Below are 16,626 nucleotides of genomic sequence, written 5' to 3'. Positions count from 1 at the left end.
AGCCGGTTCCTGCAAAGCCCAATCTTAACGAGTGATGGCGTAAACTTCGCCGCCCTTCGCCTGGATCAGCAGCTTGTCACCCGCAACCACCGGGTCAGTCTGGAAGCCATCGCTGTCCAGTTTCTGCTGCGCAACAAAGCGCCCGTCCAGGGTGTTGATCCAGTGCACATAGCCTTCGCTATCGCCGACCACCAGATAACCGTTAAACAGCGCTGGTGAAGTCAGGTTGCGATGCAGCAGATCGCTCTGACGCCAAATGGCCACGCCACCGTCGGCATTGAGGGCAATCACGCGGTCATCCTGATCGACCAGGTAAATACGCCCCGCATCAACCACCATGTCTTTCACGCCGCCGATTTCGCGTTTCCACAGAATCTGGCCTGAACGCAGTTCCAGCGCGGTCAGATTGCCGTTGTAAGCCAGCGCATAGATCACACCGTTAACCACAACCGGCGTCGTATCCACATCGCTCAGACGATCAATTTCTGTGGCGCCACTTGGCTGCGAAATACGCTGCTGCCAAATCAACTGCCCCTGGTTCATGATCACTGCGCTCACGCGGCCATTGTCACCACCGACAATCGCACCACCGAATGCCACGGTCGGCGCAGATTCACCGCGCAGTGACAGCGCAGGCATATCGAGGTTGACGCTCCACTTGATCGCGCCAGTGCTCTGGTCCAGCCCCTGCAACATACCGTTGCTGGTGTGGATCAGCACCAGGCCATCGCTCACGACTGGACGCGACATCGCTTCACCGGCGACTTTCGTCTGCCAGGCGATGCTGCCATCGCTATTGTTCAGTGCAAAGACCTGGCCGCGCTCGCTGCCGATATAGATGCGATCGCTGGTAGCGGTAATGCCGCCAGAGAGAAGAGCTGAGATGTTTTTCGAGAAGAAGCCGGTTTTCTCAGAGAGATCGACTTTCCATTTCTCTTTACCGTTGCTGGCATCCAGGGCTTTTACTACGCCAAAGCGGTCGGCCGCATAGACGGTGCCGTCCTGCCAGGCCGGATGCAGATTGGAATAGAAATCACCAACGCCATCACCCACAGAGGTGCTCCAGGCAGTCTGTGGCGTAAACTGGTTTTCCACTTTCGGCAGCGGAGCCATTTTTACTACATCTTCTTCGCCGCTGAACAGCGAGCAACCGCTGAGCAGAGTGACTGAAATCAGCCCTGGCAGCAGGTATTTACGTAATTCCATGTGCGCTCTCTTGACTGGCTTAACTTAAGTTATTCATCTTCATCTGCAGCATTTGCTTCAACGCAGGAGAGGCCTGCGATTCAGCACCTTTGCTCCAGGCATCACGTGCGCCCTGCTTGTCGCCTTTGCTCAGCAGTGCTTCGCCACGAATGTCCGCAATAATGGCTGTCCAGCCATCACCCTTAACATTGTTAAGGGTTGAAAGTGCGGCATCGGCCTGATTTTGCTGCAGTTGAATGCGCGCCAGACGCAGGTTAATCACCGCCTGCAGGTTGGCATCTTTGGTATCTTTCAGCCCGCTCTGAAGCAGCGTAATGGCTTTATCTAACTGATTCGCTTCAACGTACTGTTTCGCTAAATCGAGCGAAGCCAGTGCGCCATAAGTGTTGTTATTTTCATTGGCAAAGGCGGCAACCGCTTCCAGCGTTTGCGGCTTGTCCGCCTGCATCGCGGTGGTCAGTTGTTGATACTGTGCCGACGCAGCTTTATCCGCACCATCCTGATGACTGGTCCAGAAACGCCAGCCACCCAGTGCAGCAATGCCGATGATCACACCCACAGCCAGCGCTTTGCCGTTGTTCGCAAAGAACTGACGCAGTGCGTCAACCTGTTCGTTTTCGTTGCTGTAAACTTCCACGCAATCCCTCTCCTTTAAATGGCTGTTGCAGTGCTGCGTTTACTGCAGCAGCGTGCGCAATGTCGCAGCGGCTTTGCTTTGGGCAACGGTTTGTTGATCGCCAGTGCTCAGGTTTTTAATCACCACCTGGCCCGCTTTCACTTCGTCCTCGCCCAGCACCAGCGCAATGCGTGCGCCCCACTTGTCTGCACGGCCAAACTGCTTCTTGAAGTTACCACCACCGAAGTTGGTCATCAGCTTCAGCGCCGGATCTGCATCACGCAGTTTTTCCGCCAGTTGCATCGCGGCGGACTGAACGCCCTGCCCCGAAGCGATAACATAGACATCAACAATGCGCGTCGGTTCAAATTCTGGATTAACCGCTTGAACCAGCAATACCAAACGCTCAAGACCCATTGCAAAACCGACCGCTGGCGTAGCGCGACCACCCAGCTGTTCAACCAGACCATCGTAGCGTCCACCGGCACAGACGGTGCCCTGTGAACCTAAGCTGTTGGTCACCCACTCAAACACGGTGCGGTTGTAGTAATCGAGGCCACGCACCAGACGCTGGTTCACGGTGTAAGCAATACCCGCGTCATTCAGCAGGCTGCACAGCCCGTCGAAGTGCGCGCGTGAGTCTTCATCGAGATATTCATTCAGCGTCGGCGCATCGTTCAGCAACAGCTGGATGTCAGGATTTTTGCTGTCGAGTACACGCAACGGATTGCTATACATACGACGTTTGCAATCTTCATCCAGTTTGTCTTTGTGCTGCTCAAGGAAGGACACCAGCGCATCGCGGTAGTTTGCGCGTGCTTCCAGTGAACCAATAGAGTTGAGTTCGAGACTCACGTGTTCAGCGATACCTAACGCTTTCCACCAGCGCGCGGTCATCATAATCAGTTCAGCATCGATGTCCGGGCCTTGCAGACCAAACACTTCCGCACCAATCTGATGGAACTGGCGGTAACGGCCTTTCTGCGGACGCTCATAGCGGAACATCGGACCGATGTACCACAGACGCTGTTCCTGATTGTACAGCAGACCATGCTCAATACCGGCGCGCACACAGCCCGCCGTGCCTTCCGGACGCAGGGTCAGACTTTCACCGTTGCGGTCGTCAAAGGTGTACATCTCTTTTTCAACCACATCGGTGACTTCACCGATAGCGCGTTTAAACAGCGGGGTCTGCTCTACAATCGGCAAACGGATTTCACTAAAGCCATAACTGGCCAGCACCTGCTTGAGGGTGCCCTCAATACGCTGCCAAATCGCGGTATCCGCCGGCAGGTAGTCGTTCATCCCACGGATCGCTTGAATATTCTTCGCCACGTTAGAATCTCTTAATACAAAAAAACCTGTCCGGCATCATACCTTATGAGGATGAAACCGCACAGGTTCAATCACAAACTGGCGCGCGGCGGGCGCGCACCGTCCTTTATTTTTCCAGCTGCTGCACGTTAATGCGGCGGCTTTCATCCAGCATGCTGGCCTTGGCACGAATACGTGCTTCCAACTGGTCGATCATGTTGTCGTTATCGAGGCGATCGCGCTGGCGCACGCCGTCTTCATAGAAACCACTTTTGCGGCTGCCGCCGGTCACGCCCATGGTCGAAACCGTGGCTTCGCCAGGACCGTTCACCACACAACCGATAATCGAGATATCCATTGGCGTGATGATGTCTTCGAGGCGTTCTTCCAGCGCATTCACCGTGCCGATCACATCAAATTCCTGACGTGAACAGGTTGGGCAGGCAATAAAGTTAATGCCGCGAGAGCGAATGCGCAGTGATTTCAGAATGTCGTAACCAACCTTGACTTCTTCCACCGGATCCGCCGCCAGAGAGATGCGCAGCGTATCGCCGATCCCTTCCGCCAGCAGCAAGCCCAGGCCGATCGCTGATTTTACTGAACCGGCGCGCGCGCCACCCGCTTCGGTAATACCGAGATGCAGTGGCTGATCGATAGCTTTTGCCAGCAGACGATAGGATTCAACGGCAAGGAATACGTCAGAGGCTTTTACACTCACTTTGAACTGATCAAAGTTGAGGCGATCAAGGTGATCAACATGGCGCATCGCGGATTCGAGCAGCGCCTGTGGCGTTGGCTCACCGTATTTTTCCTGCAGATCTTTTTCCAGTGAACCGGCATTCACGCCGATACGGATAGGAATGTTGTAATGGCGGGCACAATCCACTACCTGGCGGATACGCTCATTGTTGCCGATATTGCCGGGGTTGATGCGCAGGCAATCGACGCCATATTCGGCGACTTTCAGTGCGATACGATAGTCAAAATGAATGTCCGCCACCAGCGGCACATTGACCTGTTGCTTAATCAGTTTGAACGCTTCCGCCGCATCCATGGTTGGAACAGAGACGCGCACGATATCGACACCGACACGCTCAAGCTGGCGAATCTGGTTAACCGTGGCGTCCACATCCGTGGTGCGGGTGTTGGTCATTGACTGAACGGCAATGGGCGCACCATCACCAACCGGCACCTTGCCGACGTAAATCCGTGTTGATTTGCGACGGATAATGGGTGCTTCGTTATGCATATTCTCTCTCCACAATTACCCGGAAAGCGCGCTGCGCGTTATTGCGCACCCAGCGTCAGACGGGCAACCTGGTTATTACGGATAAAACGACTTAAATCAACGGGCTGATTCTGATATTGCACGTCAACCGCACTCGGTGCGCCAATTTTCAGACGATACGGAGCCGTTCCGGACAAGCTGAGCTTACCGCCGCTACGTTGCAATCCGCTGAACAGCTTCTTGCCAGTGGCGTCGGTGACTTCCAGCCAGCAATCGGCTTTGAAATTCATCACAACCGCATTTGGGTCGCCCGCAGGCTGACTGACCGCCGCGTTGCTGGTCGGCATTTGACCTGCCGGTACACTGTTGGCAGGTGCCGGAGAGGTGGCCGCTGGCGGTGCGTTATCGATCGGTGCCTGGCTCGGTGAAACCACGGCGTTATCGCTGCTGGTCGCAGGCGCAGTGGTGTTGGCTGCCGAAATCGCGTTGTTGCTGGTGCTCGGTGTCGCAACCGCACCGGCACCGTTATCCACCGGCGTACCGGCGGCATTGGTATCACTGTCAGTCGCGCTGTCAGTGCTGTTTTCACCCAGCGGAATAGACTGACTGTTATCGCTGCTGCTGCCATTCTGGTCAGCCATTGAGACCAGATCGGCCTGCGAGGCTTTATGATTTTGCCACCACCACGCGCCGGTCAGACCGATGACGACAAAAATCACCAACCAGGTGAAAATCATCAGCCAGCCATCACGCTTTTTACGGCGCTTACCTAACGAGAAGCTCTGCATTGGCTCAATTTTGGCCGCGCGCACGGGAGCCTGCTTCGCCATCATCGGCAACAGGTCATCTTCCGGCACATGCACCAGACGAGCATAAGAACGAATGTAACCGCGCAAGAACGTCGAAGCTAAATCAGCTGGCGACTTATCCTCTTCAATGTCTCGTACGGTAGAAAGTTTCAGGCACAGGCGTTCAGCGACATTTTGCTGAGTCAGCCCCATCTGCTCACGGGCCAGACGCAGGCGTTCACCTGTGGAATGTACTGCAGAATTCTCTTGAGTGGCTTCAGTATTCATTAGCTAAATAACGCTGGTACTGTATCGATTGTGGAAAACTTCGCGCCAACCGGTCGCCATAACGTGTAACGTCAGCAGCGTTTCCCTGTTGCGCGGCGAAACGTATTTGTAACCACTGGCTCTCTGCCGTTGCGGGCAAACGCTGGTGGTACACTTCTAATAGCAGCGGAACCGCCATGCGATCCTGCTGTTCAAGCCGCCTTTCCACTTCCAAAAGCAGTTGACTGCCCTGCTCTGGTGCGGCAATCAGCGCGTTGCTTAAAGACTCGCGCGCTGAGGCACTCTCTCCAGCCTGCAGGTAACAATAGCCCGAAAACAGAAATGCATCCTGACGAGCTTCGATTTCCTGTGCAGCCATCGCCAGCTTAAACTGTTGATGCGCTTCGCCATACTGCCTTAAACCGCAAAGAAACGCACCGTAATTGTTAGCGATGTAGCCATTCGCTGGCGCTAACTGCTGGGCGCGTTGGTAGTGCCAATGGGTCTGCGCGCTATTCTGCTGCGCCTGTGCCAGCCGCGCAAGCGCCAGCGGCACACGATAATCTCGCGGTGCTGCCCGCTCAGCGCGTAATAAATTACGCTGTGCTGCAGCAAAATCTTTCACCGCCAGGTAGTGCAACCCTAGCTGTAGCCTGATATCCGCAGCACCTTGCTGAACCGGTGTATTGACACAACCGGTTACAACAAAGCCCGCCAACATCACTGCCGATAATCCCTTATGCATTTCAGTCTCTCCCTCTGACATCGAGAGGAGAGACTGGCATGGCTTACGCCCGGTGGGTATCACCAGGCACTGTGTTTCAGAGCGCCTTCACAGAGATGGCTTCACCAGCCATCTTCTTACGCAAGGTACGCTTGGTACGGTCGATAACATCACCCGCTAACTGACCACAAGCCGCATCAATATCGTCGCCACGCGTTTTACGCACAATGGTGGTGAAACCGTAATCCATCAGCACTTTGGAGAAGCGATCGATACGGCTGTTTGAGCTACGGCCATAAGGCGCGCCTGGGAACGGGTTCCATGGAATCAGGTTAATTTTGCACGGCGTTTCTTTCAGCAGTGCAGCCAGCTCGTGCGCATTGTCGGTGCTGTCATTGATGTGATCCAGCATCACATACTCAATGGTCACGCGGCCCTGATTGGCGTTTGACTTACCGATATAACGTTTAACCGCACCGAGGAAGGTCTCGATGTTGTACTTTTTGTTGATCGGCACAATTTCGTCACGGATGGCATCGTTCGGCGCATGCAGTGAAATCGCCAGCGCCACGTCGATCATATCGCCCAGTTTATCCAGCGCCGGCACGACACCCGAGGTTGACAGCGTCACGCGACGTTTAGACAAACCAAAACCGAAGTCGTCCAGCATGATGTCCATCGCTGGCACCACGTTGTTGAGGTTGAGCAATGGCTCGCCCATGCCCATCATCACCACGTTGGTGATCGGACGCTGGCCGGTAATTTTCGCCGCGCCGATAATTTTCGCCGCGCGCCATACCTGACCAATGATTTCGGAAACGCGCAGGTTACGGTTGAAGCCCTGCTGCGCAGTCGAACAGAATTTGCACTCCAGCGCACAGCCTACCTGTGAGGAGACGCACAGTGTTGCACGGTCAGCTTCCGGGATATACACGGTTTCGACCAGCTGATCGCCGACGCGAATCGCCCACTTGATGGTGCCATCGCTGGAACGCATCTCTTCCGCCACTTCCGGCGCACGAATTTCAGCGCGTTGCATCAATTTGCCACGCAGCACTTTGTTGATATCAGTCATCTGCTCGAAATCATCACAGCAGTAGTGGTACATCCACTTCATGACCTGATCGGCGCGGAACGGCTTTTCACCCATCTCTAAAAAGAATTCGCGCATCTGCTGACGGTTAAGATCCAGCAGGTTAATTTTTTCGTTTTTTGGGGAAACAACCACGGGGGAAGCGGACGACGGCGTCACAATCTGTTCGGACATAATGTTCTCTGGCCTCGTTGTTACACGTTACGGCTCTGGTTAAGAATAGGAAAAAAACAGCGCCCTCGCTGAGACAGGCTCAACAAGGGCGCATTATTGTACTACATCTGCTGCATGATGCCAGGGGAACGACTTTACCGAGGTTGAAAAGGTGTAAAGACGTTTATCCGCATCGGCAGCAACGCACTTAGCGAGTGCGTGGGCAAACTTCGTTTTCAGCGAAGAAGTAAGCGATTTCGCGTGCAGCAGATTCAGCTGAGTCAGAACCGTGGGTCGCGTTCTCGGTGAAGCTGTCAGCGTAGTCAGCACGCAGAGTACCGGCCAGCGCGTTGTCTGGGTTGGTTGCACCCATCAGGTCACGGTGACGCTGAACGGCGTTTTCGCCTTCCAGAACAGAAACAACAACGGGACCAGAAGTCATGAACTCAACCAGACCATCGAAGAATGGACGGCCTTTGTGCTCAGCGTAGAAACCTTCAGCCTGCTCTTTGGTCAGGTGCAGCATTTTCGCGCCAACGATTTTGAAGCCTGCGCTTTCAAAACGGTTGTAGATAGCACCAATCACGTTCTTAGCGACGGCGTTTGGTTTAACGATTGAGAAAGTACGTTCGATTGCCATGATGACCTCTAGTTAGCATCCTGAAGAAACCGGGAACTCGCTCCCGGTAAGAAAACGCGCCGATTATAGGGACATCATCGGGCGTTGCCTATTGCCGATTGGTGGAATTATCGAAAATAATTGATTTTTGTCGGGGCGAACACGCGCAGAATCTGGCATACGCGGCTATTTACCCCCGAATAAATGAGACGGATGCCAGTTGACCCGATTCATCCATGACCACCAGTTGATACTGGCCCGGTTCACTGAGCACCAGCGCCGCACTGTTTTGCCCCGCTTGCTGTTCGACCGGCTGCCCGTTCAAAAACCACCAGCGCTGCGATCCCCTTCCGCCCTGTACGGCAACCGGCAGCACCAATACCACTTTGCCCGGCAACGGCTGCACGCGTTGCCCCTCAATCACGCCCGTGATTAAGAGAGGTGGCGCGCTGCCCTGATTTAAGGGTGGGCAGCGAGAATCGACCGGCGGCAGGCGCTGCTCGCGGCGCTCAGACAGCGGCAGCCAGGGTTCCAGCGGCAGTGGCCACATCAGACTCTCCTGGCTCTGTGCGCCGGGGCAATCTGCCGCCACACGTAAGCCCTGAAGGTTGACCCAATAACGTTGACGTAAACCATTCACACCTTCCTGACCGGGTGCCAGCAGTGTGGGTGGCACGGTTCGGTTCAGTATCCAGCTCTGGCGACGCTGGCGACAGTTATCGTCACCCACTGGCAAGGGTTGGCCTCCGGGCCAGCAAATGCTCATGGCGCTGACTGAATCCGGCTGCGGATCGCGCGGCGCACCGCGCACTGACATATGCCCCGCCAGCAGATTATTGACCTGGTTCATCACCGGTACCGCAGAGGCAAAACCAAACTGACCGGCAACCGGTGTGGCATCCGGTCTGCCAACCCACACGCCGATTAAATAGCGGGGCGTAATGCCAATCGTCCATGCATCGCGGTAGCCATAACTGGTGCCGGTTTTCCAGGCCAGAGGGGCAATATCCGGAACGGCGCCTGATGGCTGAGCTTCTCCAGCCAGAATGCGCCGCACAATCCAGGCTGCGCCCGGCGAAAGCAGTGGCCGCTCAAGCAATGGCTGATTGGCCAGCCAGCGCAGCTGCGCGGCACTCCCCTGACGGGCAAAAGCGCTATATGCGGCGACAATCTCATCCAGCCGCGCACCCGTGCCGCCGAGCACCAATGAAAGATTGGGTTCGGCCCCTGCCGGAAAGCGCAGATTCAATCCAACGTTACGCAGACGCGCCGCCACCGTTTTCGGGCCAAGCGCATCCAGAAGTTGGACTGCAGGTAAATTCAGTGAACGCTCCAGCGCCTCGCTGGCACTTACCGGGCCGTGAAAACCGGCGTCAAAATTACCGGGACGATAATCACCAAAACGGCGTGGCACATCCTGCAGCAGTGATTCACCGTGGATCAGCCCCTCATCCAGCGCCATGCCGTAAACAAAAGGTTTCAACACCGATCCGGGGGATCGCACGCTGGAGATCATATCGACATGCCCAAAGCGACTGTCGTCATTGAAGGACACTGATCCTACATAGCCGCGCACTTTCATGCTGCGGTGATCCACCACCAGCAACGCCAGCGAGGTGCGCGGTGGCAGCTGGTTTTTTAGCGATGACGCCAGACTTTCCAGCTCGCGTTGCAGCGACACATCAATGGTCGAACTAATTTTGTTGTCGGGTGAGAGCGACAACAGGCGACGCGCCAGCAACGGTGCCATTTGCGGAACCTGACGCGGCGGTAGCCACACCGCTTCCTGTTTGATCTCCGCTACATCCTGCGCTGACCACACCTGATACTCTGCCAGTCGATCCAGCACTTTATTGCGCGCCACTTCCGCACGTTGCGGCCAGCGGTCCGGGCGCAGACGGCTCGGTGCCTGTGGCAACACGGCGAGCAACGCTGCCTCACCTTTGGTGAGCTGAGATGGCGGCTTACCCAGCCACATCCAGCTTGCTGCGCCAATGCCTTCCACCGTGCCGCCAAACGGCGCACGATTGAGATAGAGTGTGAGAATGTCGCGCTTGGATAAGTGCCACTCCAGCTGTAGCGCTCGCCAGGCCTGCACCACCTTGCCACGCAGCGTACGCGGTTGTGGATCGATCAACCGCGCTACCTGCATGGTCAGCGTACTGCCACCTGAGACGATGCCGTGATGCAACAGGTTTTGCCCGATGGCGCGCACAATCGCCATCGGATTGATACCGGGATGGTGCCAGAACCAACGGTCTTCGTAAGTCAGCAACGCCTGAATATACTCGGGCGAAACCTCTTCAAGCGTCACCGGATAGCGCCAGATGCCTTGCTTGTCGGCAAAACGCCATAGCGGCGTGCCATCCTCAGCGACCACCACGCGCGCAGGCTGCACTTCCTGCAGCGGCAGGGGATCGAGTCGATCCAGTAGCCCTATACCGACGAGCATCAGCAGTAAAAAAAGCGGCAGCCAGCGCCACCGCTTCCATGCGTAACCTTTTTTCATTACCGCTTAGCGCACATTTAATTTTTCCGGCGTGGTGCCAATCGCGCGCCACTCTGGCACATACATTGACTCAACCTGCGGTGGCGGCAGGCGATAGCTGCCCGGCGTCACGGCTCGCGCCAGATACAGCAGCGTGCCCGGCGTGTAGCCATCCAGCGCCAGTGCGGCGACAAAGCGGTCATCGCGGAACTCGATGTGTTTGATGTTGGCCTGCTGCATATCCATCATGCTCTCCTTCAGCGCATCAGCACTGTCGCCCAGGCTGGCGCTGCTGTCGCTCAGGTTCTGGTTTTCCAGTTCCAGCCCTGCAGGCAGCAGATCCACCACCAGCGCATCACTGACCCGCTCGCTGGCCGCCACTTTCAATCGCACCACCAGCAATTCACCACTTTTCAGGTTGGTGAGGTCGGCAGGCTTACCGTCCAGGGTGAAATACTCACGGGTGATCTTCAGCACGTTGCTGATCGGCGACGGTGCCGTTTGCGGATAGCCCACGACATTGAGCGTGCCGTACAGCGGTGAGGCATTGTCACTCTTCACCAACAAGCCCTGTCGCAGCTGATCTTCGCTGATGCCCATATTGAGCGTCTGATTGCTGCTCAGCGGCTCGCCTCTTCCCTGAAGCGTGGCCTGCCATTGTTCACCTTTGTGCTGCTGCAAGGTACGTGCAGCGAGGAACAGCGCATTGTTTTCCTGGGTGGAAAACCAGCGCTGGCCATGCACCGCTTTTGCCAAATCAATTAACAGCGGCCCCTGCATATCGGGCAGCAACTGATTTTCTGTGAGGAGTGCGAGAATCAACGCACGGTCACGCACCGGGCTGCCGTAATCGCCTAACCAGTTGTTGGGTTTGCGCTCAAGCCCGATGCCTTGCGCCAGCGCTGACTGCGCACGCTGCTGATCGCCCATGAGCTTCAGCGCCACTCCCAACTGCACCAGCGCCAGGCCAGACTTCGCCTGCTCACGCTTTTCATACAGCGCACGCAACGCACCGAGCGGCGCCTGCTGCTGACGTGCCAAAACCAGACCCGCATAAGCCTGCACACTGAAGCGCAATCCATCAGCATCGCTGCTCCAGCTGGTTTCGATTTGCGCCGGATCTTGCAGATAACGTAGCAAGCGCTCATCGGCACGGCCGATTACCCCTTCCGGCACGCTGTAACCGGCTTCGTTAGCACGCAGCAGGAAATCGGTGACGTAAGCTGTCAGCCAGAACTCTTCCTGACTCTCTTTACTCCACAAACCAAAGCTGCCATTGCCGCGCTGCATACCCGCCAGGCGCGCAATACCCGTGGCAATCGATGCCCGGCGTGCCTCATCGGTGCTGGTTTTGATACCCAGCGCATCCAGCTGCGCTTTGTTGGTAAACACCGATGGCCAGATGCCGCTGGCGGTCTGCTCCAGACAGCCATAGGGATAGGCATACAGCTGGCTGATAAAGCTGGCGATATTCAGAGGTGGACGATTACTCAGCGACAACTGTCCCGTCAGCGTATCCTTTTGCAGGCCGTTAAAGGCACTTGCCACCACCTGCCAGCTTTGGCCAGTTTGCATCACGTTGTCGAAACTCAGGGTTTGGGCGGGATAAGCCGGACGCACGCCGATGGTCCATTTACGCTCGCTCGACGCCAGCGTCTCACCCGGCAGACTCATACCTGAGACCTTGACCTGCACTGCCCCCTCACCAAAGGCGCCCTGCGCTTTAACCGGGATTGGTAAGGTCGTGCGTGCGCCCTTCGCCAGTTGCACGCTAGAGGTGACTGTGCCGTTCAGGGCGATCAGCCCCTGTGTGGTCACATCGACTTTCAGCGTCTGCAGCTGATCGGTCAGGTTGGTGAGATCCAGCGCCAGCGTCGACTGGTCACCGCTGGCCATAAAGCGCGGCGTCGCCAGTTCACTGATGAGCGGCGCGGCCACCACCATTTTGCGTTCTGCTGAGCCGAAGCTGTCTGCACTCCACACTTGCGCCATCAAGCGTAACTCGCCATTAAAGGCCGGAATGGGGAGTTCGATCGTGCCTTCACCGTTGGCATCCAGCGTGACTGGCTGCAGTTGTTGTGCAACGATCTGCACATCGGTGACCGGCTTTTTACCGCCGCGTGACAATGCATCGGCATCGTCGCCATCACCACCGAAACGCAGTGCCGCCAGCTTGCCGCCGCCTTCGATCAACTGACCATACACATCATATTGATCGGCGTTGTAACGCTTACGGCCAAAGAAGGCGTCCCACGGATCCGGCGTTGGGTAATCAGTGATGCTCAACACGCCACTGTCCACCGCTGACAGCAAGACCTGAACCTGCTTAGGCAACTCGCCGCCTTCACGGCTGGCTTTCACCTTCACTTTTATCGTCTGCTCAGGGCGGATTTTTTCAGGCGCATCCATCGCCAGATTGAGACGTCGCGCTTCGGTCGCCATCGGCAAATGCAGCAGCCCCACCGCCCTTTTCGGCGTGGTGCCGTTGGCTTTATCGCCGTCACGCACCACGATGGCGCTGAGATAGAGATCGTGACGCTTCCAGCTCTCATTAATCGGAACATCAATGGTCGTGCCACCGGCAGGAACGTCGAGCGGCTGCCACCACAGCGTGCCGCTGCTGGACTCCACCATTAAATAGCCTTTACCGGCAGCCGGTGATTCCACCTGCACTTTTGCAGTATCACCCGGTTGGTAGGCGCTTTTATCAATTTTCAGTTTGACCTGATCGGGACGTAACGCACCGGTGCCATCAGTGTTGTCCTGCCACCAGTAACCCGCATTAAAGCGCACGCTGCTAATGATATTCTCACCCGCATGCACTTCCAGACGATAAGTACCCCACTCCACCGGGAAGCTGATTTTCTGGCTGCCCCCCGCCGCAATGTTGATCCGCTGCTCATCTTCCTGCAGATCCTTTTGGTCATAGCGTGACTGCCAGCCTTCGCTGTCCGAGAAGCTCCAGTAATAGTCACGACGTTCGTGAATCAGACGCACATCCAGATCCTGTGCAGCCAGCTTCTCACCTTGCGGATTGGCATACACCACATCGAATTCCGCGAGGCCGTTCTCCGGGACGGTGGGTTCGTCACGATAACGATCGGTGCGATAGTCATACACCGATTCGCTATTGAACAGCGGACGAATCCCCGGCAACGCGGGCGCGGGCCAGATCGATTGGGTCGCGCGGCGTGTCACCGGACGGCCCCCCGTTTCCAGCAGGCTGGCTTGCAGAATGAGGTTGAGCGGCGAGTGGCTTTCTGCCCAGCTGCTTTCCACGTTTAACTGCAGTTTGCCGCTCTCATCCAGCTTGTCATCAACGTCATCGAGACTGCGTTTTAGTTCTTCAGTGATATCGCCAAATTGATAGCCGGGCAGCGCTGCCACGGCTTCACGCGCCGGGCGCAGGAACAGCTGCCCTTGCAACTCATTGCCGGCGGCCGGTGCGCCATACAGATAACGACCCTCAACATCAAAGGTCACTGCTGCATCAGGTTTCACGGGCTGTGCGCTGTTGCTTAGCGCCAGCGCCATGCGTTCAGGCAGAAAATCTTCTACGTGGAACGACCAGCTGCGCGGCTGGTTATCACCGCTGTTGATGCGCAGCGTCCATTCACCGGTCATGGCTGAAGCCGGAAGAGCAAAGCGCTGCTGGTATACCCCATTTTCTGGCTGCCATACGAAGGTCTGGGTGACTTCACCATTGGGTTGCACCACTTCGGCTTTGACCGGTTGTGGCGGCAACGGCTTGCCATCGGCATCACGCAGCAGCGCATTAACGATGACCGTTTCACCAGGGCGATAGAGATCGCGCGGACCGAACAGGAAGAACTGTTTATCGTAACCCTGCGGACCATCAATCGGGAATTCGGCCAGGTCCAGTGCCGGGCGATTGAGATCGATCAGCGAGGTTTGCCCTTTCTGCGTTGCCAGCAGCAGTTTGCCTTTGGCGTTAGCTGGCAGGCGCAGATGGCCATTGCTGTCACTGGCGCCACTCGCCAGCTGCTGGCCTTTCTCGTCCAGCAGTCGCACGTTCACATCTTCCAGCGGTGCGCCATTGGCGAGACTTTGCGTAAAGAGTTCCAGTTGATCCGGAAAGCTGTGCAGTGATAAACCAATGTCACTGAGCGTGAACAGGGTTGCCGGTTGGGTGTAGTTATAAGTGCCGGCCTGTTTCATCACCGCCAGATAAACACCAGGCTGTTTAAGCGCATCAACGTCGCCGAGCGGCAACTGCATCTTCTCACGCGTGTTGCGGGCCGGATTGAGATCAAAACGTCCGCTGTAGACCAGATCGGCATTTTTTAGCAGGTCGCGTGATTCCCAGTACGACAGATTGTTGCCGTAATTCCACTGGGCGAGAAAATCGGCCAGGGCGGCACTTTTTACCCGGAAAAAATCGACATCAATGTTGTTCACATTGAGCGCCAGCACCGGCAATCCCTGCGTCAGGCGCAGCGGCAGCAGCGATCCGCGGCTGGCGAAGCCCACCATCGGCTGGATATCGCGGGTGGTAAGTGTCTGGCTGAAAGGGCTGCCTAAGGTGCGACCATCAGCGGCTTTCAGGTCTGAATCAATTGAGAGGGTCAGCTTGCGCGCAGGTTCAGGATGACGGAAGCGCAGCGCCTTGCCGTTTTGCGCCAGCTCCCAACCGCCATCCACTTTGCCGCTTTTTTCATCGCTGATGTGGATTAACGCATTGAAGTCCTGCTTGTTATCGATAGCGGTGTTGAAGGTCAACACTAACGCCGCAGCGCCATCCAGTTGCAACTCTGAGAGATCAATAACGGAAAGCGCTTGTGGCGCGCGTTGTACCGCTGGCGCATCAACCGCCTGCACCGGCAGCAATGTGCCGCCTAAAAGTATCCCGCCGAACAGCACGCTGAGCAGCAGTCGATCAACACGTTTTACCATGGTAAGTCCCTCACCAGCCCCAAAAGGTTAAAAGTAGTGTGCTGCGCAATTTCACATCAACCTACTCACTTTAGCAACGATACCCTTGAGATAGCGTTCACATTCCCGGACACTGGGTCTTTCCGTTTTCTGATGATTGAGAAGAGGTTGTTGCGATGACAGCTCCCCTGTTTGTCTCTGCCGATTGGTTAAAAGAGCATTACACCGATGAAACGTTGCAGGTTTTAGATGCGCGCATGTTGCCGCCAGGTCAGGAAGCGGTTCGCGATATTCAGGCGGAATATCTGGCAGGGCATTTACCGGATGCGCCGTTCTTCAATATCGAAGGCTTGTCCGATCACACCAGCGCATATCCACATATGATGCCGCGCCCGGAAGCTTTTGCCGTGGCGATGCGCGAACTGGGGGTCAATCAGGATAAACATCTGGTGGTGTATGACGAGGGCAATCTGTTCTCCGCGCCCCGTGCATGGTGGATGCTGCGCGCCTTTGGCTGCGTCAATGTGTCGATTCTGGCGGGCGGTTTACAGGGCTGGAAAGCGGCAGGTTTTGAGAACGCTTCGGGCCCGGTTGATCTGCCTGAGGGCGAATTTGAAGCCCATTACGACCAGGGTCTGGTGAAGCGTCTGACCGATGTGTTGTTGATCAGCCATGAAGGCGGCGCACAAATTGTTGATGCCCGTGCTGCCAATCGCTTCAATGCTGAAGTGGATGAGCCTCGCCCCGGTCTGCTGCGCGGACATATTCCGAATAGCCTGAATATGCCGTGGAATAATCTGGTGGTAAACGGCGAACTGAAACCAGCGGCTGAACTGCGCGATTTGTTTGAAAAAGCAGGTATTAAACTGGATCAGCCCATTGTCGCCAGCTGTGGTTCGGGTGTGACGGCGGTGGTGGTGATTCTGGCGCTAACGTCGCTGGGCGTGCGTGACGTCACGCTGTATGACGGCTCATGGGGCGAATGGGGCAGCCGCGACGATTTACCGATTGAGAAGTAATGTTTAGCACGACGATTGGTCTGCTAAGCATAGGAAGGAAGGGTAACTAGCAGAACAAACTTCTGAGCATGATAATCAAGGGGAGCTGGCAGAGCAAACTCTTGAGCATGGCAATGAAGGGTAGCTGGCAGAACAAACTTCTGAGCATGGCAATGAAGGGTAGCTGGCAGAACAAACTTCTGAGCATGGCAATGAAGGGTAGCTGGCAGAACAAACTT

The 16,626-nt window shown here is 56.1% G+C and carries 11 protein-coding genes; 1 reads left to right on the top strand and 10 read right to left on the bottom strand.

The genetic code is table 11. The features are described from left to right. Positions 1–24: 24 nt before the first annotated feature. From bamB to ACCW76_RS14590, 10 genes are all read right to left on the bottom strand, one after another. Complete coding sequence (gene bamB, locus ACCW76_RS14635) at positions 25–1,206, bottom strand: outer membrane protein assembly factor BamB (RefSeq protein WP_436338958.1); 1,182 nt, start codon at positions 1,204–1,206, stop codon at positions 25–27. Positions 1,207–1,225: 19 nt separating this feature from the next. After that, positions 1,226–1,843, bottom strand: coding sequence for a YfgM family protein (locus ACCW76_RS14630; protein WP_045814917.1), 618 nt, complete (start codon positions 1,841–1,843; stop codon positions 1,226–1,228). Positions 1,844–1,882: 39 nt separating this feature from the next. After that, positions 1,883–3,157 (bottom strand): histidine--tRNA ligase, encoded by a 1,275-nt coding sequence (gene hisS / locus ACCW76_RS14625; RefSeq protein WP_436338957.1) that lies wholly within the window; start codon positions 3,155–3,157, stop codon positions 1,883–1,885. 106 nt (positions 3,158–3,263) lie between these two features. Further along, positions 3,264–4,385: a flavodoxin-dependent (E)-4-hydroxy-3-methylbut-2-enyl-diphosphate synthase gene (ispG, locus tag ACCW76_RS14620; protein WP_034825671.1), complete on the bottom strand. Its 1,122-nt coding sequence runs from the start codon at positions 4,383–4,385 to the stop codon at positions 3,264–3,266. Positions 4,386–4,423: 38 nt separating this feature from the next. Then, complete coding sequence (rodZ, locus tag ACCW76_RS14615; protein ID WP_436338955.1) at positions 4,424–5,440, bottom strand: cytoskeleton protein RodZ; 1,017 nt, start codon at positions 5,438–5,440, stop codon at positions 4,424–4,426. Beyond that, positions 5,430–6,164, bottom strand: coding sequence for a type IV pilus biogenesis/stability protein PilW (pilW, locus tag ACCW76_RS14610; RefSeq protein ID WP_436338953.1), 735 nt, complete (start codon positions 6,162–6,164; stop codon positions 5,430–5,432). Before pilW ends, rodZ begins: the two co-directional genes overlap by 11 nt. A gap of 76 nt (positions 6,165–6,240) precedes the next feature. Continuing rightward, positions 6,241–7,410 (bottom strand): bifunctional tRNA (adenosine(37)-C2)-methyltransferase TrmG/ribosomal RNA large subunit methyltransferase RlmN, encoded by a 1,170-nt coding sequence (locus ACCW76_RS14605; RefSeq protein WP_038645409.1) that lies wholly within the window; start codon positions 7,408–7,410, stop codon positions 6,241–6,243. Positions 7,411–7,597: 187 nt separating this feature from the next. After that, the gene (gene ndk, locus ACCW76_RS14600) at positions 7,598–8,029 is read right to left on the bottom strand and encodes a nucleoside-diphosphate kinase (protein WP_007884899.1); all 432 of its coding nucleotides are present in this window, start codon (positions 8,027–8,029) and stop codon (positions 7,598–7,600) included. A gap of 169 nt (positions 8,030–8,198) precedes the next feature. After that, complete coding sequence (pbpC, locus tag ACCW76_RS14595) at positions 8,199–10,517, bottom strand: peptidoglycan glycosyltransferase PbpC (protein ID WP_436338951.1); 2,319 nt, start codon at positions 10,515–10,517, stop codon at positions 8,199–8,201. Between the two features lie 6 nt (positions 10,518–10,523). After that, the gene (locus ACCW76_RS14590; RefSeq protein ID WP_436338949.1) at positions 10,524–15,410 is read right to left on the bottom strand and encodes an alpha-2-macroglobulin family protein; all 4,887 of its coding nucleotides are present in this window, start codon (positions 15,408–15,410) and stop codon (positions 10,524–10,526) included. 155 nt (positions 15,411–15,565) lie between these two features. Between ACCW76_RS14590 and sseA the strand changes: the two genes are divergently transcribed. Beyond that, positions 15,566–16,408, top strand: coding sequence for a 3-mercaptopyruvate sulfurtransferase (gene sseA / locus ACCW76_RS14585; protein WP_436338948.1), 843 nt, complete (start codon positions 15,566–15,568; stop codon positions 16,406–16,408). The last annotated feature ends 218 nt before the right edge of the window (positions 16,409–16,626 follow it).

It is taken from the genome of Pantoea sp. C8B4 (assembly GCF_051336905.1).
Classification (GTDB): domain Bacteria; phylum Pseudomonadota; class Gammaproteobacteria; order Enterobacterales; family Enterobacteriaceae; genus Pantoea; species Pantoea rwandensis_B.
Note: the sequence above shows the minus strand (reverse complement) of the source record. Positions and strands in the feature narration are given on the sequence as shown.